We start from the raw sequence: 18,343 nt of genomic DNA on the forward strand, positions 1-18,343 counted from the left end.
GATGCCAAGTTTCGCACAGAACCTCGAAAAGACCCTCCACACGGCGATCCAGCACGCGATCGACCGCGCGCACGAATATGCGACGCTGGAGCACCTGCTGCTGGCGCTGGTGGACGATCCCGAAGCGGGCGAGGTGATGAATGCCTGCGGTGTCGACATGGACGAACTCGGCGCCGTGGTCCGCCAGTATTTAGATCAGGAATATCAATCACTTAAGACGGATGAGGATGCCGATCCGCAACCCACGGCGGGTTTCCAGCGGGTGATCCAGCGCGCCATCCTGCACGTCCAGTCTTCGGGCAAGGACACGGTCACCGGCGCCAACGTGCTGGTCGCCCTGTTCTCCGAACGCGACAGCTACGCGGTCTATTTCCTGCAGCAGCAGGACATGAGCCGCCTCGACGCCGTCAGCTTCATCAGCCACGGCATCGGCAAGGGTGGTCGCCAGCTGGAAGGCCGCCCCCCCACCGGCGCGGAAGAGGAAGGGCAGTCGCGCGACAGCGACGAAAAGCCGGAAAAGAACAAGAAGGACTCGGCGCTCGACCAGTTCTGCGTCAACCTCAACCAGAAGGCACTGGACGGCCGCATCGATCCGCTGATCGGGCGCGGCCCCGAGGTCGACCGCACGGTGCAGATCCTCTGCCGCCGGTCGAAGAACAACCCGCTCTATGTCGGCGATCCAGGCGTCGGCAAGACGGCCATCGCCGAGGGCCTGGCGCGCAAGATCGTCGAAGGCGACGTGCCCGAAGTGCTGGAAGAAGCCGTCATCTATGCGCTCGACATGGGCGCGCTGCTGGCGGGCACGCGCTATCGCGGCGATTTCGAGGAACGGCTGAAGCAGGTCGTCAACGAGCTCGAGAAGATGCCCGAGGCGATCCTGTTCATCGACGAGATCCACACGGTGATCGGCGCCGGTGCCACCAGCGGCGGGGCCATGGACGCCTCGAACCTGCTCAAGCCCGCGCTGTCGTCGGGCACGATCCGCTGCATCGGTTCGACCACCTACAAGGAATTCCGCAACCACTTCGAAAAGGATCGCGCCCTGCTGCGCCGGTTCCAGAAGATCGATGTGAACGAACCCACGGTCGAGGACACGATCAAGATCCTCAAGGGCCTGCGCTCGGCCTTCGAAGAGCACCACAAGGTCAAGTACACGCCCGATGCCATCAAGACCGCGGTCGAGATGAGCGCGCGCTACATCAATGACCGCAAGCTGCCCGACAAGGCGATCGACGTGATCGACGAAGTCGGCGCGATGCAGATGCTGGTGCCGCCCAGCCGCCGCCGCAAGACGATCACCGCCAAGGAGATCGAGAAGGTCGTGGCGACCATGGCGCGCATCCCGCCGAAGTCGGTGTCGAAGGACGACAAGAAGGCGCTCGGCAGCCTCGAGAGGGACCTCAAGCGCGTCGTTTACGGCCAGGACGAGGCGATCACCCGCCTGTCCACCGCGATGAAGCTGAGCCGCGCAGGCCTGCGCGATCCGGACAAGCCGATCGGCTCGTTCCTGTTCTCCGGCCCCACCGGTGTCGGCAAGACCGAAGTCGCGCGCCAGCTCGCCTCGATCATGGGGATCGAGCTGAAGCGGTTCGACATGTCCGAATACATGGAGCGTCACAGCGTCTCCCGCCTGATCGGCGCGCCTCCCGGCTATGTCGGCTACGACCAGGGCGGCCTTCTGACCGACGCCATCGACCAGCACCCGCATTGCGTGCTGCTGCTCGACGAGATCGAGAAGGCGCACCCCGACCTGTTCAACATCCTGCTGCAGGTGATGGATAACGGTTCGCTTACCGACCATCACGGCAAGACGGTCGACTTCCGCAACGTCGTGCTGATCATGACGACCAACGCAGGCGCGTCGGACGCGGCCAAGCAGGGCATCGGTTTCGGTGCCGGGCAGAAGATCGAGGCTTCGGAAGAGGCGGTGAAGAAGATGTTCACCCCCGAGTTCCGCAATCGCCTCGATGCTATCGTGCCCTTTGCCTATCTCGGCCCGGAAACGGTCAGCCGCGTGGTCGACAAGTTCATCCTCCAGCTGGAATTGCAGCTGGCAGACCAGAACGTGCACATCCAGTTCGATACCGATGCCCGCGAATGGCTGGGCAAGCGCGGCTACGACAAGCTGATGGGTGCCCGTCCGATGTCGCGCCTGATCCAGGAAAAGGTCAAGCAACCGCTCGCCGAGGAACTGCTGTTCGGCAAGCTGTCGAGCGGCGGCGAGGTGCATGTCAGCGTGAAGGACGACGCGCTCGCCTTCGAACTGACGCCTGCTCCGCCCAAGGCCCGGCCCAAGCGCAAGCGCAAGCCGGCAGCGAAGAAGGCGGCACCCAAGAAGCCCGATACTTCGGCGGCCGATAAGGCTGACGAGACCAAGGACGACAGCGAAGACTAGGCGGATCGGCTGGTGCGGGTTAAGCCTGCGTCATGACGCCACGCTTCATCATCGCATCGCTAGCGGCGGGGGCCTGTGCCCTCGCCGTTTCCGTTTCCGCCCAGGAAGTGCAACCGCTCGCCGAGCGCACCGCGCAGAGCGACTTGCCGCTGGAAGGCGCGCGGGCGGCGATGCATCTCGACCACGTGACGCTGGCGATCACGGTCGATCCCGAGAACGAGCGCATCAGCGGCGAGGGCCGGTACCGCATCGCCGTGTCGCAGGACCTCGATCACCTCGCGCTGGACCTTGATCCACGGTACGCCATCAGCGGCGTGGCCGTGGGCGGGACGGAACTGGAGGCCAGCGCCTGGCGCAATCCCGACGGCCTGCTGCAGATCGACTTGCCGGACCCCGTCAGCGCCGGAGACGTGGTGGACCTTTCCGTCCGCTATGCCGGGCAGCCGCACGTGGCGGCCAATCCGCCGTGGGATGGCGGCTTCGTCTGGTCGGAAACCCCGGACGGGGAACCCTGGATCGCCACGGCCATCCAGGGCGAAGGCTGCGACACCTTCTGGCCCTGCATCGATCACTCCGCGCACCGGATTGACACGATCGACCTGCTGGTCACCGTGCCGGACGGTCTCGTCGCGGCAGGCAACGGCGGGCTGGTCGAAACCACCGAGAACGAGGACGACACCACCACCTACCACTGGCGCGCGCGCGATCCGTCGAACTACGGCGTGACGCTGCAGATCGGCCCCTACGAAGTTGCGCAGCGCGACTATGCCAGCCGCTTCGGCAACGTGATCCCGCTGCGCTTCTGGCACCTGCCGGGCAACGAGGAGGGCGCCGAGCGCCTGCTGGACGAGATGGAAGACCAGATCGCCTTCATGGAAGCGACCTTCGGGCCCTATCCCTTCGCCGACGAGAAGGCGGGCATTGCCGAGACCCCGCACCTCGGCATGGAGCACCAGACGATCAACGCCTACGGCAACCAGTTCAAACCCGAAGCCTATGGCCACGACTGGCTGCTGCAGCACGAATTCGCCCACGAATGGTTCGCCAACCAGCTGACCCATGCCAGCATCAACCACATGTGGCTGCACGAAGGGATCACCACCTGGACCCAGCCGCTCTACCTCGAGTGGTCGCGCGGCGAGATGCTCTACGATGCCGAGATGTGGGAGAACCGCCAGCGCGTGTGGAGCCGCGTACCGCTGGTGCCGCCCGAAGGCACGCTGCCCGACTACAACGACCGGCAGGCGCAATGGGGCGACGACATCTACTTCAAGGGCGCGTGGATCATGCACAGCCTGCGCTACCTGGTGGGCGACGACGTGCTGTTCCCTGCGATCACCCGCCTGACCTATGGCACCAACGATCCGCAGCCGGGAGAAATCCGCCCGTTGAACCGCACCACCGAGGACTTCCGCGCGATCCTGGAGGAAATGAGCGGACGCGACCTTGCATGGTTCTTCGACGCCTATTTCTACCAGGCCCCGCTGCCGCGCCTCGAATCCGCCTATGACGGCACGGACCTGCTGCTCGAATGGCAGACGCCCTCGGACCTGCCCTTCGAAATGCCGGTGGAAGTGGAGATCGACGGCGAGCGCGTCACCCTGCCCATGACCGGAGGGCGCGGTAGGCTGGAGCTCGAAAGCACATCACGCCACGTCCTGCTCGATCCCGCCAACCGCGTGCTGCGCTACGATGCGGCCGTCGAGGCCTACCAGAACCGCAACAGATAATGGCCGTGGCTCGTCGCCCGGCCACCCGTGACATGGCCCGCCCGCAATGAAACCCAAACTGCTGACCACGCTGCAGGACTATTCCGCACCGCAGTTCGCCTCCGATGCGCTTGCCGGGGTGACCGTGGCCATGGTGGCGATCCCGCTGAGCATAGCGATCGCCATCGCCTCGGGCGCGGCACCTGAAACCGGGCTTATCACCGCGATTGTCGGCGGCCTGCTGATATCTGCGCTTGGCGGCAGCCGGGTGCAGATCGGCGGGCCGACTGGCGCCTTCATCGTGGTCGTCTATTCGGTGATCGTCGAACACGGCTATGATGGCCTGGTGCTGGCAACCCTGATGGCCGGGGGAATCCTGCTGGTCGCCGCCCTGCTTCGCGCCGGAAGCCTGGTCGCCTACGTCCCGCAGGCTGTCGTCAACGGCTTTACCATCGGTATCGGCGTTATCATCGGCGCCAGCCAGCTGAAGGACTTCCTTGGCCTGGGTGTCGACAGCGTCCCGGCGGATTTCCTCGACAAGGTTGCCGTGCTGTGGGCAGCGCGAGACACCCTCGATGTCACCGCCTTCGGTGTGGGGCTGGCGGCGCTGGTGCTGATTGTCGCGCTGAGGCGCCTGTCGGCCCGTGTGCCCGGCCCGATTATCGCCGTGGCGCTGGTTTCGGCCGCAATCGCGCTGTTCGGCTTCGATACCGACACCATCGCATCGCGCTACGGCGAGCTGCCGCGCGGCCTTCCCGCACCCAGCCTGCCTGCGATAACCGTGGACCGCATGGTCGAACTGCTGCCCAGCGCGCTGGTGATCGCTTTCCTCGCCGCCATCGAATCGCTGCTCTCCGCCATGGTCGCCGATCGCATGATCGAGGGACAGCATCGCCCCAATGCCGAGGTTCTGGCCCAGGGGTGTGCGAATATCGGCTCGGCGCTGTTTGGCGGGCTTCCGGCGACGGGTGCCATCGCGCGCACCGCCACGAATGTCAGCGCCGGGGGGCGAACGCCGGTTGCCGGCATTGTCCACGCCCTGGCGATCCTCCTGGTCCTGCTTCTGGCTGCACCGTTGGCCGGATACATGGCCATGCCGGCGCTCGCCGCGCTGCTGATCCTAACCGCATGGAACATGACCGAACCGCACAAGTGGGCAGACTACTGGCGCTCCCCCGTGGAAGAGCGTGGCCTGCTGGTGCTCACCCTGGTTCTGACCGTGGTGGCAGACCTTACCGTGGCGATTGGCGTAGGGGTTGCCCTCGGCCTGGCGCTGCGACTTCGCGAAAGCTCGCGCAAGCCGCCTGAATGGGACGAACCCAAACGCTAGCTGACGCGGAACTGCTTCTCGCGCGAAGTTGCGCCGCGCGACAATTCGACCTTGGAAGGTGCACACCCGAGAGCTTTCGCGATCAATCCGGCAACCGCCTTGTTGGCCGCGCCGTCCTGCGGCTTGGCCCGCACCTTGGCGAGCAGGCGGCCCTGTTCGATCACCAGGCCTTCGGTCTTTGCTCCGGGCGTGACGCGCACTGCCAACCGTCCCTCGCCATCGACCAGCGCGCGGACGGCAGCCGCATCCGGCAGGTCAGTCTTCGGGCGTGCCATGGATTTGCGCCAGGTGGCGCTTGGCGAGCTGGCAATAGCGGTCGGTCTGGAACTTGATCTTCGCGATCTGCGCCTCGTCCTGCGTGCGGTAGTATTTGGCCGGGCGGCCGATCCAGATCTCGCCGGGGCCGATTTGCTTGCCGGGACTGAGCAGTGCGCCCGCTCCCAGCATGCCGCCCTCGGCAATGCGCGCACCGTCCATGGCGACAGCACCCATGCCCACGAAGGCGCGGTCTTCCAGCTGGCAGCCGTGGACCACGGCCATGTGGCCGATCACGCAGTCTTCACCGATGATGGTCGGTTCGCCCTCGGTATCGGGCCGCGGGCCCTCGACATGGAAGACCGAACCATCCTGCACATTGCTGCGCGCGCCCACCACGATGCGGTGGATGTCGCCGCGCAATACGCAATTGTACCAGACGCTGGCGTCCGGCCCGATCGTGACATCGCCGATGATCCGCGCACCGGGGGCGATGAAGGCGCTTTCGTGGATCTGCGGCGCCTTGCCCGCGAAGGGCATGATGGTCGCACCGGGGAAGCGCGGGTCGATGCCGTCGAAGCTCACAGGAAATTCTCCCACACGAGGTAAGGCAGGATCGAGGCGTAGTCGTCGGTCCAGACTTCGCCTTCGGGTTCCACCAGCAGGCGCCAGTCGGCCGTGGCGGACAGGGTATCCAGCGGTGCGCGCGTTTCCGCAAGGGCGACCCAGCTGGAGGAATAGAGTTCCTCTGCCTCGTCCGCGGGGTCTTCCAGTACCATGGCCTGCAGGCCGCGCGCCTCCACCAGCCGCGCGATCATCGGCTCCAGCTTGATGTAGCGGTTGGAGATATGCATCAGCAGCACGCCTTCGCGCGCGAGCGCCTGCTGGTAGATCTCCAGCGCCTCGGTCGTCAGCAGGTGCAGCGGGATGGCGTCGGAGGAGAAGGCGTCGATCACCAGCACGTCGAAGCTGTCGGCAGGCAGCTGCTGCAATTCGATCCGCGCGTCGCCGATCACCATGTCCGCATCGGGCGCGCATTGCTCGATGAAGGTGAACTGGCCGTCGCGCGAGTAGGACAGCACGACCGGGTCGATCTCGAAGAAGGTCCAGTGCTGGCCGGGCTGGTGGTAACAGGCGAGCGTGCCCACACCCAGGCCGACAACGCCGATCCGCGCACCGGAGCCGAACTGGTCGCCCGCCGTGGCGAGCGCCAGGCCCACCCCTGAAGCACGGCCGTAGTAAGCCGTGGGTTCGAGGTGGTTCTCGCCCGTGCGCTGGATGCCGTGGATGGTGGTGCCGTGCATCAGCACCTTGTCGCCATCGGACTGCTCGCGCACCGAATAGATGCCGAAATAGCTGCGCTCGCGCATGCCTTCGAGGCTCATCTTCACGTTGGTCAGCCCGCCGAGCGCCACCAGTAGCGCGAGCGTGGCCAGCGTGTAGGACCAGCGCCGCGCTGCCATCAGCACGGCGACCAGCAGGATGCCGCCCAGCGCCAGCCACTCGAGCGGTTCGAGCGATGCCTTGCCGCGCACGTCGTCGTACAGCAGCATGGCGGCGTTGAAGAGTACGAAGACGCTGACGATCAGCACGGTCCGCGTGGTCTGGGGGTTCTTGCTGAAACGCGCCAACAGGTGCTGCCACGGACCGAGAGGGACGAGCGCGGCCGCCGCAAGGATGAGCAGCGGGTGCTCCCAGGTCCAGTCGAACACCACCGGTGCCACCAGCGCGGTGAACAGCCCGCCCAGCGCGCCGCCCGCTGACATGACGAGGTAGAACCGCGTCAGCTGCGACGGGTGCGGCCGCAGGTCGTAGAGCCGCGCGTGCAGGGCAACGGCGGTGACGAACAGCAGGATAACGCTGGCGAAGGCGGCCAGCAGGTCCGACCGGTCTGCCGCGAACATCGACAGCCCGCCGTCGAGCAGCAGGATCACCGGCGCGAGGAAGACGAAGACGGCCGCAATCGCCCGGCTCTCGGCAAAGGCAATGGAGAAGCTGAGCAGGTAGAGCCCCAGCGGGATCACCCACAGCAGGGGTATGGCCATGATGTCAGTGGTGAGGAAGGTCGTGGTCGACAGCATCAGACCGGACGGTACGGCAGACAGCGCCAGCCACAGGCCAATGGTCTTCCACCCGGTAGCAGGCGCGTGATCGTCCTCCTCCGGTGCCGGACGCGGAATATCGGCCACGCCGCGGCGGCTGAACACGGCGACAGCCACCAGCACGATCAGCGCGACATAGCCGAAGGCCCAGAACAACGATTGCTCGCCCAGCGGCAGCAACGGTTCGGCGATCAGCGGATAGGTCAGCAGGCCAGCAAAACTGCCGAGATTGCTGGCGGCGTAGAGCGGATAGGGATTGCCGGCATGCGGGTGCGCGGCGAACCAGCGCTGCACCAGCGGTGCCTGGGCGGAAACGGCGAAAAAGGCCGGACCAACCGTCAGCAGGAACAGCCATGGCACCCACAGTGCCTCGTATCCGGACGTCGCCGGGGCAATTTCAGCCAGCGCGAGGGGCAAGGTCAGCGCACCAAGTCCCAGTACCCCCAGGTGAATGATCCCCTGCTTCAGCAGCGAGAAGCGCCCGATCACGTGGGCATAGGCGTAACCGCCCAGCAACAGGGCCTGGTAGACCAGCATGGCGCTGTTCCAGACGTTGGGCGCACCGCCAAGCTGCGGCAGGGCCATGCGCGCGACCATGGGCTGCACCAGGAACAGCAGGAAGCTGCCCGCGAGGATGGTCAGCGTGAACAGCCAGCGGCGTGGTGCGCCCGGTGTTACGGTCATTGTGCCTGCTGCTCCCATTCGTCCTTCGCGATCGCGTATACGATGGTGGGATTAAGCTCCGCCGAATAGCGGGTGTCTTCGTAGTCGAGATCCTGGCGCCGGGTCATGCCGAGGCGCAGCATCAGGCCCCAGCTTGGTTCATTCCCCTGGACGGTCAGCGCAACGATCTGGTCCGCCCCGAAACGGGTAAAGCCCAGTTCCATGGCAGCCATGGCGGCTTCCTTCGCGTAGCCGTGCCCCCAGGCCTCTTCACGCATGCGCCAGCCGATCTCCATCGTGCCGGTTACGCTACTGCCGGGAGCATCGGCGCGCTTGAGGCCGCACATGCCGAGCATCTCGCCCGAGAGATGGCCGCCGTCGTCCTTGCGCTCGACCACCCAGAAGCAGAAGCCGTTGTTCGCCTGGCAGGTCTCCACCCGGGCGATCTGCTTGGCGATCCCTTCGTCATCGAGCACGCCGCCCAGCCAGCGCATGACCGTCGGCGTGTTGGTGACGCGCCATTGCGCCTCCCAATCGCCATCGCGCCAGTCGCGCAGGACCAGCCGTTCCGTCTCACGACGAAAGTCAGCCATTCAGCAATCGCGCCGCCACCGGGGCATGGTAGGTCAGCACGCCCGAACAGCCCGCGCGCTTGAAGGCCACCAGCTTTTCCATCAGCAGCCCGTCGCGGTCACCCACCCCGGCGGCCGCACCCGCTTCGATGAGGGCATATTCGCCGCTGACCTGGTAGGCGAAAACCGGCACGCCGAATTGCTGCTTCGCGCGCCAGATGATGTCGAGATAGGCAAGGCCCGGCTTCACCATTACCGAATCCGCACCCTCGGCAATGTCCATGGCGATCTCTGCCAGCGCTTCGTCGCCATTGGCCGGATCCATCTGGTAGGTCTTCTTGTCGCCTTTCAGCAGTCCGCCCGAGCCCACGGCGTCGCGGAACGGACCGTAGAAGGCGCTCGCGTACTTGGCCGCATAGGCCATGATCTGGACATTGTGATGCCCGCCCATTTCCAGCGCCATGCGGATTGCCTTCACGCGTCCGTCCATCATGTCGGACGGGGCGACGATATCGGCGCCGGCCTCCGCCTGGTTGATAGCCTGGTCGACCAGCACGGCCACGGTATCGTCGTTCACGACATAGCCGGCCTCGTCGACCAGCCCGTCCTGCCCGTGGCTGGTATAGGGATCGAGCGCGACGTCGGTCAGGATACCCACGTCGTTGCCGCAGGCATCGCGCACGGCGCGGATCGCGCGGCACATCAGGTTGTCGGGGTTGAGCGCCTCGTCTCCCTTGTCGCTGCGCAGGCCCGCCTGGGTGTTGGGAAACAGCGCTATGCAGGGAATGCCGAGGTCGACCGCCTCTTTCGCGCGCTTGGCTATGCCGTCGACAGACCAGCGCGATACGCCGGGGAGGCTGGCGACGGGTTCTTCGACGCCCTTTCCATCGGTGATGAACAGGGGCCAGATCAGGTCAGCCGGCGTCAGCACGGTTTCGCGGTGCATGGCACGGCTCCAGCCGTGGGTGCGCGTGCGGCGAAGGCGGGTGTTGGGATAGCTGCAGGTCATCGGGCGGGACTCCTGCCGGAAAAGCCGCAGGTGGGCAATCGGTTCAAGCGCCCTAGCTGACGCGCTGGCGATTCTCGATGCGGTCGATCTCGCGCACCGGCTCTTCGGACTGGCTCGGATCGGGTGGCAGGTCTGCCAGGGCTGCGCCAGGTTCAACCAGTTGCAGTCGCACCAGCTGTTCGCGGAAACTGGCCAGTTCCTGCCCGGTCAGCTGCGCACGGTTGACGTAACGTACCGAGGCGGGGTCGATTGCCTGGCCATTGCGATACATCTCGTAGTGCAGGTGCGGACCGGTCACGAGGCCGGTGGCCCCGGCATAGCCGATGATCTGACCGCGGCGGACCTGGTCCCCCGTGCGCACGGCCATCCGGCTCATGTGGCAATAGCGGGTCGAAAGGCCGGCAGCATGGTTGAGCCGTACGGCATTGCCGCAGCCGCCGGCACGCCCGGCACTGCTGACCCGGCCATCGGCGACAGCCACGATCGGCGTTCCGGTGCGGGCGCGGTAATCGAGACCCGAATGCATGCGGCGATAGCCCAGCACCGGGTGACGGCGCATGCCGTAGCGCGAAAGGATCACGCCCGGGACCGGAGCCATCAGGCCTTCGGTCTGCACGCCTTCGCCTGCCGCATCGTAGAAGCGGCCCTCTCGGCCAAAACGCATCAGCTGCTTGCGCGGGCGCTCGTCACGGATGATCGAGGCATAGAGGAGGTCGCCCACCTCCACTTCGCCAGTGGCGGCACGGCGATATTCGACGATCAGGTCGAACTGGTCATTGGCACCGATCTCGCGGTTTACGTCCATCTCCGCCCCGATGGTGCGCAGGAACTCCTGCACGGCACCGGCCGGGGCTCCGGCTGCGCGGGCGGAACGATAGAGACTGTCGCCCACCGTACCGCGGATACGCAAGGGGGTTGAATCGACATTGATCGGGCGCGGATCGAGCACGAGCTGGTCACCGCGACGTTCGACCGCGAGTTGCAGGTCGAAGCGGGCACGGAACGACATGGCATCGACCGGGCGCGGTGCATCGGGTCCGGCGCGGCGGCCAAGGGTAATGTCTACCTGCGTGCCGGGTTCGATATCAGCCAGCGGGATCGCATCGCCCACCATGGAAGCGATTTGCAGGGCTTCGTCCTGGCTCACGCCAGCGCGGCGCAGCATGCGGTCGAAGCCGTCACCTTGGGCCAGCGTCGCCACGAGGTCGATCCGCGGACGTTCGGGAGCGCTGGCCAGCGGCTGCACCGCCAGCGTAGCGCCCATGCGGCGTCCACTGTCGCCGCCCAACGCGAGCGGCATGATCATCTGGCTGCGGAATTCGTCGCGGACGCGGTCGTCGATCCGCATCGCGGGTGCGGCTTCCACGGCAGAGAAGCCCGGCCAGCCGGCCAGCGCGATGGCGGACAGGCCCAGCAAGGTAGCCGCTCCGCGCAGCCAGCGCTTCGAGCCGATATCGCGGGCGAGGTCCGGCGCCAGGTCTACGTCTTCCAGCCTGGCCGACATGCGCGAACGCCAGTTGCCCAGGCTTTCGCCGAGGCTGGAGCTGCGCCGCTTGCGTTTGGCAGGGGTGGTCTGGGCATCGGTCACGACATGCGCATGCGACAGGTCAGCGGGAGGGTAGTTGCCCTCCGCCGTCTTGGCATCCTCGCTGTCGCGATCCTTGTACAAACGCGCCCTCCTTGCGGCCGCGCAACTCCGCTTTCCGTCTGGACTGCGGTACGACCCGGTCCTGGCTCCGAGTAATTGTCACAAAGCGTGCCGCAATAAAGTAAATTTGCAATTAACGGCGATGAGTCGAGTCGCTGGAGCGCCGAAGCGAGTCCGGTTGCGCATACCGCTCTATGTCGCCATGTCTGGGGCATCGTGAATCGACCTCCTGCAGACAGCCGGATTCGCGCGGTCCTGGGGCCGACCAATACCGGCAAGACCCATCTCGCCATCGAGCGCATGTGCGGCCATTCGAGCGGCGTGATCGGCTTTCCGCTGCGCCTGCTGGCGCGCGAGGTCTACGACAAGGTCTGCCGCATCAAGGGTGAGAACCAGGTCGCGCTGATCACCGGCGAAGAGCGGATCGAACCCCCGAACGCGCGCTATTTCCTCTGCACTGCGGAGGCGATGCCGCGCGACGGGGGCGGCAAGGCCTTCGTGGCTTTGGACGAAGCACAATTGGGCGCGGACCGCGAGCGCGGCCATATCTTCACCGACCGCCTGCTGCATGCGCGCGGGCGGGAAGAGACGATGCTGCTGGGATCCGGCACGCTGGAGCCGATGGTGCGGCAGCTGGTGCCCGAAGCCCACGTGGAAGAGCGTCCGCGATTTTCCACCCTGACATATGCCGGCAGCACCAAGCTTTCGCGCCTGCCGCCGCGCTCCGCCGTCGTCGCCTTCTCGGTGGAGCAGGTTTACCAGATGGCCGAACTGCTGCGCCGCTTCCGTGGCGGCGCCGCCGTGGTCATGGGGGCGCTTTCACCGGATACGCGAAACCGGCAGGTCGAATTGTTCCAATCTGGCGAGGTTGACTATATTGTCGCCACGGATGCCATCGGCATGGGCCTCAACCTCGACGTGCGCCACGTCGCCTTCGCCGCGCTGTCGAAATTCGACGGGTTGAAACAGCGGCGGCTGACTCCGGCGGAGATGGGCCAGATCGCCGGACGCGCCGGGCGGCACCAGACCGATGGCAGCTTCGGCACCCTGTCCGGCAACCGGCGCGGCGCCCCGCTCGAAATGAGCGAGGACGAGGTCTATGCCATCGAGAACCACCGGTTCGCGCCTGTCACCAGGCTGTTCTGGCGCGAACCCGATCCGCGTTTCGACCGGCTCGAAGTGCTGATCGGCGATCTCGAGGCGAAACCGCAGGTCGAAGGGCTGGTGCCCGCGCCCGAAGCCATCGACCTTGCCGTGCTCAAGCGGCTGGCGGAAAACCCGCAGATCGCCGCCGGCCTCACCTCGCCCGGCCTCGTGCGACGCTTCTGGGAGGCCTGCCAGCTGCCCGATTTCCGCCAGCAAGGCGCGGATGCCCACGCCCGCTTCGTGGCCCGCCTGTGGGCCGACCTGCAGGGCGGACACATCGGCGCGGACTTTGTTGCCGCGCGCATTGGCGAACTGGGCAATGTGTCAGGCGATATCGACACCCTCCAGGGCCGTCTCGCCGCGATCCGCTCATGGGCCTATATCTGCCAGCGGCCCGACTGGGTCTTGGCACGCGACGAAATGGCCGCCAGAGCGCGGGCAGCCGAAGCAAAGCTCTCCGACGCCTTGCACCAGCGGCTGACCGAGCGTTTCGTGAACCGGCGAACCTCTGTATTGATGAAGGGAATGGGAAAGGATGCAGGCCTCTTGCGCGTAAAGCTTGAAGACGATGGCAGGGTGATGGTGGAAGACCAGCCGATCGGCCATCTCGAGGGATTCCGCTTCGTGGTGGACGCCGATGCGAGTTCGGAAGAGCGCAAGCTGATGCTTGCCGCTGCCGAAAAGCACATGGCGGCCTTGCTGGCAGCCAAGGCGCAGAAGCTGGTGGCCGACGAACTGGGAGACCTGCGGATCGAGCGCGGGCAGATCCTGCGCGGCGACCAGCTTGTCGGCACGCTGGAAAAGGGCAAGAGCCCCAGCCGCCCGCGGCTGGTCATGGCGAAGGAGTTGGGCCAGCTGGATCCCGCGCACCGCTCACGGCTGGAAGGAGCGCTGGAGCACTGGCTCGAAGGCCAGCTCGCCCCGCTCGCCCCGCTGCGCGCGCTGGAAGAGGCGGCGCTCGATCCCGAAGCCGGCACCGAAGTGCGCGCCTTGCTGCTGACCCTCGCCGATCGCAACGGCACCACGCGCCGCGAGGATGCCGGCCTCGCGCATGTTCCCAAGGAAAAGCGCCCCTTCCTGCGGCGGCTTGGCGTCACCATCGGCTCGCTCGACGTCTTCGTGTCCGCCCTGCTCAAGCCCGCACCGCGTGCGCTGCTGAAGCGGTTGGGGCTCGACAACCGGTCCTTGCAGGAAAACATGGCTGCCGTGATCGAAGGCGCCCAGCACGTTCCGGCAGGCTACCGCCGCGCTGGCAAGCAGGCGATCCGCATCGACATGGCGGAAAAGCTGTTCCGCGCCGCGCACGAACAGCGCGCCAAGGCATCGCAGAGCGCTGACCAGAAAAGGGACCAGCGCGGTTTCCCGATCGACCTGGCCTTGCCGACCTCGATGGGCCTGCTGCCCGAAAGCTATCGCAGCCTGATGAAGGACGCAGGGTTCCGTCCGGGTCAGGCGCAGGAGCTGGCCGAAGGCATGTACGGCCCGCCGCGCCCTGTGCTGTGGACATGGCGCGCCCCGCGCAAGGACTTCGGCCACGGCGAACGGCTGCCTGCGCGCCAGCACAAGGGCAAGCCGAGGGGCAAGCAACAAGGCAAGCCCCAGGGCAAGGTTCAGGGCAAGCAACAGGACAATCGCGGCAAACCGCCACCCCGTCGGCGTGAGCCGACCGGCGATGGCGGACAGGCCTTCGCCGGCCTGGCTGACCTGCTCAAGAAGGACTGATGCGGCTCGACCTGCTGCTGGTGCGCTTGCGATTCGCCAGGAGTCGCAGGGTCGCCCAGCGGTGGATCGGCGAAGCGCACATGCGCTGCAACGGCCAGCGCGTCACTGCTGCGAATCACGCCGTGGAAGTTGGCGACGTGCTCACACTCCCCCCGCTCCTGTCTTCGGCGCGGGCTGTCCGGGTGATAGAAATCCTTGCTTTACCCGAGCGCCGAGGTCCGCCAGCCGAGGCCCGGGCTTGCTATCGTGATCTTGACGCCTCGCGTTCTATCGCCATAGCAGGGTCGCCGTAACGCCCGCAGCCGGGCGAGTTTGAAGGACAATTGCTACCATGACCTATGTCGTCACCGACGCCTGCATCAAATGCAAATATACCGACTGCGTCGAGGTCTGCCCGGTCGACTGCTTCTACGAGGGCGAGAACATGCTCGTCATCAACCCCAGCGAGTGCATCGACTGCGGCGTGTGCGAGCCTGAATGCCCGGCCGAAGCGATCCTGCCGGATACCGAAGGCGGGCTGGAGAAGTGGCTGGAGATCAATACCAAGTTCTCCGCCGAATGGCCGAACATTACCGAGAAGAAAGACCCGCCTGCCGACGCCGACGAACACAAGGGCGAAGACGGCAAGTACGAGAAGTTCTTCTCCGCCGAACCCGGCGAAGGCGACTAGTCGAACCGCTACAATTCGAGCCTGAAATGCACCGCTGCCGGACACGAGTCCGGCGGCGCATTTCGTGTGTGTTGCAGGACTCGCAATTATGTCCCGATTGTGTTATATACTTACCGCAACTGCTGGTCCCTTTGGGGGAAAGCAGGCGGATAGGAAGGCAGGTCCCCGCTTTTAGCAACAGTATTGGCACTCCATGTACGCCGCTAATTCTTGCGGCGTAGAGGAGCCTTTCGCTGTGGGGCCGCTGAAGAAAGGAATGTCCATGGCTGCGAATGCGCCCGGTTTTGATGTTGGTGATTACGTTGTTTACCCCAAGCACGGCGTTGGCCGTGTGATCGAGCTGCAGAACGAGGAAATCGCCGGTATGCAGCTGGAGCTTTACGTGCTCCGCTTCGAGAAGGAACGCATGACGCTGCGCGTCCCGGTCAACAAGGTCGAATCGATCGGCATGCGCAAGCTGTCGAGCGACAAGACCCTTAAGGAGGCCATGGAAACGCTGAAGGGCAAGCCCAAGGTCAAGCGCACCATGTGGAGCCGCCGCGCACAGGAATACGAAGCGAAGATCAACTCGGGCGACCTGGTGTCGATCGCCGAAGTGACGCGCGACCTGTTCCGTCCGGAAGACCAGCCGGAACAGTCCTATTCCGAACGCCAGATCTTCGAGGCCGCTTCGTCGCGTCTCGCCCGTGAGCTGGCTGCCATGGAAAAGACCGACGAGCCGACCGCGCTCACCAAGATCCTCGACGTGCTGAAGGAACATGCTCCGCAGTACTACGAGAACACCGAAGACGCCTGATCCCAACGGGGTCCGAAGAGGTCTGACAAGGTTCCAGGGGCTGTTCGCCAGGTGCGAGCGGCCCCTTTCCTTTGCCCCGGCAACCGCCTCTGCCAATTGCCGAATCACTTCGACCAACGGCTTTGCTTGCACTCCACTTCCTGTGTATTAGTAAGATAACACGCAAAGACAGGAGAAGTGGGAATGCGTTTGGGCAAGATTATTGGAAAGGCCGCTGGAGCCTTCGCCGCCGTGGCCTTGGTGGGGCTGTCCGCCTGCGATGGCGTCGATGTCCGTGTCAACGAAGGTGACGGCGTGCCGCTGTCCGAACTCGACATGAGCGGCGATGCGCCGGAAGGCATCGTGCTGGCAGGCCCTGACACCGTGGTCATCACCACGGGAGAAGATTTCTCCGTCGATGTCGAAGGTTCGCAGGAAGCGCAGGATAACATGCGCTTCTCGCTCGAAGACGGCACCTTTGCCGTAATGCGCGAAGGCGACTGGTCGGTCGGCGATGGGGCCACCATCAATGTCACCATGCCGCCGCCCAACACTATCGTGATCGCCGGTTCGGGCTCACTGACCACCGACGGCCTCAGCAGCGATGCCGACGTGACCATCGCCGGCACCGGTTCGGCCACGGCGACGGGCGTGGCGGCGGACAGCCTCGACGTAACCATCGCCGGGAGCGGCACGCTGACGGCTTCGGGCACGGTCGGCACGCTCGATCTCAATGTCCTGGGCAGCGGCAATGCCAACATGGCCGACCTGCAGGTCGACAATGCGGACGTGACCATCGCCGGTTCGGGCAGCGCCGAATTCGCGTCGGATGGCGCAGTCGAAGCCCAGGTCATGGGTTCGGGAACGGTGCGCGTCAGCGGGTCGGCCAATTGCTCGGTCGAATCGATGGGTTCGGGCACCTTGGTCTGCGACAGCGGCGAATAAACGGCACGGTTTGATCGGGGGCCAGGGAAGAGGAGGCCTTGCCCCCGGTCTCCCCCACAGCGCCGACAGGGCTGCATTGCCAGCCGAAACTTGCGGGTCCATGATGGCGGAAGTTCCGCTATCCTGGGCCCGCAATGCTTCGAACTTCCCACCTTGTCATCCCGCTAGCTGCCCTGACCCTGAGCGGCTGCGTGGCACGAACTCTGGTCAACGTTGCGACCGCACCGGTGCGTGCGGCGGGACAAGCCGCGGATTGGGCCACGACCAGCCAGGACGAGGCTGACCGCGAACGCGGCCGCGAGATCCGCCGCCGCGAGGAACGGTTGGGCGAACTGTCCGAAGACTACCAGGAACTGCAGGAAGACTGCCTCGACGGCGACAACGAAGCTTGCCGTGAAGCCGTTGCCATGCGGGCGGAGATGGACGAATTGCGGGCAGGCATCCCGGTAGAACCGGAGGACTAGCCCGCCGCCGCGCGCACCAGTCGGTCATTGATGGCGCGGCCCAGCCCTTCGGGGTCGATCTCCGCCACCGAAATCTCCGCCTTGTCCGAAGCTGCCGCCAAGTGCAGGCATTCGTAAAGCCGCGCGGCTGCCTCGGCCTTGTCGCCTGTGGGTGAGAGGTTCACGTCGCCCGGTATGGCGCCAAAGCCGATCATGTAGCTGCCGGGCACCGGCTCGCGACGGTGCAGGTGCACCGGCTTGCCGGGCGAATAGTGCGCCGCCAGCTGCCCCGGAGATTCGATAGTCGCGCCGCGCGACTCCGCTTCCGGGCCGAGCATGTCAGACAACTCCTCCCCGGTGATGGGGCCCGGACGCAGCAGCTTCCACCCGCCTTCGGGGCGCACGGCGATGATCGTTGATTCGAGCCCCGCATCGCAGGCGCCGCCGTCGAGCACCAATGGACTCGCCTCGCCGAAGCTTTGCAGCACGTGCTCGGGCCGCGTCGGGCTGAGCGCGCCACTGCGATTGGCGGACGGCGCGGCGACGGGCAGCTGCAATTCGGCCAGCAGCCGCGAGGCAAGCGGATGTGCGGGCTGGCGCAAGGCGATGGTCGGCAGTCCGGCAGTAACAGCAGGGGCAATTGGCGCGCCCTTGCGCAGGGGCAGCACCAGTGTGAGCGGCCCGGGCCAGTAACGCGCGGCCAGGTCCTCCGCGACCTGGTCGAACACCGCCAGTTCGCGGGCCATGTCGAGCGAGGCGACGTGGACGATCAGCGGGTTGAAATCGGGCCGCCCCTTGGTGCGGTAGATCTCGGCTACTGCCTTGACGCTATCCGCCCGTGCAGCCAGCCCGTAGACCGTTTCGGTCGGCATGGCGACGAGCCCTCCCGCACGGATGGTGTCGACCGCCTTGGCGATTCCTGCATCGTCCGGTTCCAGGAGGTGTTGCTTGCCGCTCAT

The 18,343-nt window shown here is 65.7% G+C and carries 16 protein-coding genes; 9 read left to right on the top strand and 7 right to left on the bottom strand.

Annotated elements, in window-relative coordinates; translation table 11 throughout:
• The first annotated feature begins 1 nt into the window (after nt 1).
• From clpA to AAEO60_RS13990, 3 genes are read left to right on the top strand one after another with little or no spacing between them, the layout of a single operon-like run.
• A complete protein-coding gene (clpA, locus tag AAEO60_RS13980; protein ID WP_341674323.1) occupies nt 2–2,395 on the top strand; it encodes an ATP-dependent Clp protease ATP-binding subunit ClpA in 2,394 nt (797 codons plus the stop codon).
• 32 nt (nt 2,396–2,427) lie between these two features.
• Entirely contained in the window at nt 2,428–4,125 is a 1,698-nt protein-coding gene (locus tag AAEO60_RS13985; protein WP_341674324.1) for a M1 family metallopeptidase, read from the top strand.
• Between the two features lie 46 nt (nt 4,126–4,171).
• Nucleotides 4,172–5,434, top strand: coding sequence for a SulP family inorganic anion transporter (locus AAEO60_RS13990; RefSeq protein WP_341674325.1), 1,263 nt, complete (start codon nt 4,172–4,174; stop codon nt 5,432–5,434).
• Here the strand turns inward: AAEO60_RS13990 and AAEO60_RS13995 are convergent.
• The 6 genes from AAEO60_RS13995 to AAEO60_RS14020 are packed head-to-tail and all read right to left on the bottom strand — an operon-like array spanning nt 5,431 to nt 11,704.
• Nucleotides 5,431–5,709 carry a DUF167 domain-containing protein gene (locus AAEO60_RS13995; protein WP_341674326.1) on the bottom strand — a complete coding sequence of 93 codons (279 nt, stop codon included), beginning with the start codon at nt 5,707–5,709 and terminating at the stop codon, nt 5,431–5,433. The two genes, AAEO60_RS13990 and AAEO60_RS13995, sit on opposite strands and share 4 nt — an antisense overlap.
• Nucleotides 5,690–6,229: a gamma carbonic anhydrase family protein gene (locus AAEO60_RS14000; protein WP_341674700.1), complete on the bottom strand. Its 540-nt coding sequence runs from the start codon at nt 6,227–6,229 to the stop codon at nt 5,690–5,692. The genes AAEO60_RS13995 and AAEO60_RS14000 overlap by 20 nt, the downstream gene beginning before the upstream one ends.
• Before the next feature lie 41 nt (nt 6,230–6,270).
• Nucleotides 6,271–8,475, bottom strand: coding sequence for a spermidine synthase (locus AAEO60_RS14005; protein ID WP_341674327.1), 2,205 nt, complete (start codon nt 8,473–8,475; stop codon nt 6,271–6,273).
• Complete coding sequence (locus AAEO60_RS14010; RefSeq protein ID WP_341674328.1) at nt 8,472–9,047, bottom strand: GNAT family N-acetyltransferase; 576 nt, start codon at nt 9,045–9,047, stop codon at nt 8,472–8,474. Before AAEO60_RS14010 ends, AAEO60_RS14005 begins: the two co-directional genes overlap by 4 nt.
• A complete protein-coding gene (hemB, locus tag AAEO60_RS14015; protein ID WP_341674329.1) occupies nt 9,040–10,035 on the bottom strand; it encodes a porphobilinogen synthase in 996 nt (331 codons plus the stop codon). Before hemB ends, AAEO60_RS14010 begins: the two co-directional genes overlap by 8 nt.
• Before the next feature lie 52 nt (nt 10,036–10,087).
• Nucleotides 10,088–11,704, bottom strand: coding sequence for a M23 family metallopeptidase (locus AAEO60_RS14020; protein ID WP_341674330.1), 1,617 nt, complete (start codon nt 11,702–11,704; stop codon nt 10,088–10,090).
• A gap of 195 nt (nt 11,705–11,899) precedes the next feature.
• Here AAEO60_RS14020 and AAEO60_RS14025 point away from each other — a divergent pair, with 195 nt between their 5' ends.
• The 6 genes from AAEO60_RS14025 (at nt 11,900) to AAEO60_RS14050 (ending at nt 17,405) form a co-directional block, all read left to right on the top strand.
• Nucleotides 11,900–14,551, top strand: a complete 2,652-nt coding sequence (locus tag AAEO60_RS14025) for a helicase-related protein (RefSeq protein WP_423970203.1) — start codon at nt 11,900–11,902, stop codon at nt 14,549–14,551.
• Nucleotides 14,551–14,844 carry a S4 domain-containing protein gene (locus AAEO60_RS14030; RefSeq protein ID WP_341674331.1) on the top strand — a complete coding sequence of 98 codons (294 nt, stop codon included), beginning with the start codon at nt 14,551–14,553 and terminating at the stop codon, nt 14,842–14,844. Before AAEO60_RS14025 ends, AAEO60_RS14030 begins: the two co-directional genes overlap by 1 nt.
• Before the next feature lie 38 nt (nt 14,845–14,882).
• Complete coding sequence (gene fdxA, locus AAEO60_RS14035; protein ID WP_341674332.1) at nt 14,883–15,221, top strand: ferredoxin FdxA; 339 nt, start codon at nt 14,883–14,885, stop codon at nt 15,219–15,221.
• A 262-nt stretch (nt 15,222–15,483) separates the two neighbouring features.
• The gene (locus tag AAEO60_RS14040; RefSeq protein WP_341674333.1) at nt 15,484–16,017 is read left to right on the top strand and encodes a CarD family transcriptional regulator; all 534 of its coding nucleotides are present in this window, start codon (nt 15,484–15,486) and stop codon (nt 16,015–16,017) included.
• Nucleotides 16,018–16,200: 183 nt separating this feature from the next.
• Nucleotides 16,201–16,941 carry a head GIN domain-containing protein gene (locus AAEO60_RS14045; RefSeq protein ID WP_341674334.1) on the top strand — a complete coding sequence of 247 codons (741 nt, stop codon included), beginning with the start codon at nt 16,201–16,203 and terminating at the stop codon, nt 16,939–16,941.
• A 134-nt stretch (nt 16,942–17,075) separates the two neighbouring features.
• Nucleotides 17,076–17,405 carry a hypothetical protein gene (locus AAEO60_RS14050; protein WP_341674335.1) on the top strand — a complete coding sequence of 110 codons (330 nt, stop codon included), beginning with the start codon at nt 17,076–17,078 and terminating at the stop codon, nt 17,403–17,405.
• On the opposite strand, the gene AAEO60_RS14055 is transcribed toward AAEO60_RS14050, so the two are convergent.
• On the bottom strand, nt 17,402–18,343 hold the full coding sequence (locus AAEO60_RS14055) for an L-threonylcarbamoyladenylate synthase (RefSeq protein WP_341674336.1): 942 nt from the start codon (nt 18,341–18,343) through the stop codon (nt 17,402–17,404). The genes AAEO60_RS14050 and AAEO60_RS14055 overlap by 4 nt on opposite strands.

Origin of the sequence: Aurantiacibacter gilvus, from assembly GCF_038289935.1 — a bacterium.
GTDB classification, from domain to species: Bacteria; Pseudomonadota; Alphaproteobacteria; order Sphingomonadales; family Sphingomonadaceae; genus Alteraurantiacibacter; species Alteraurantiacibacter gilvus.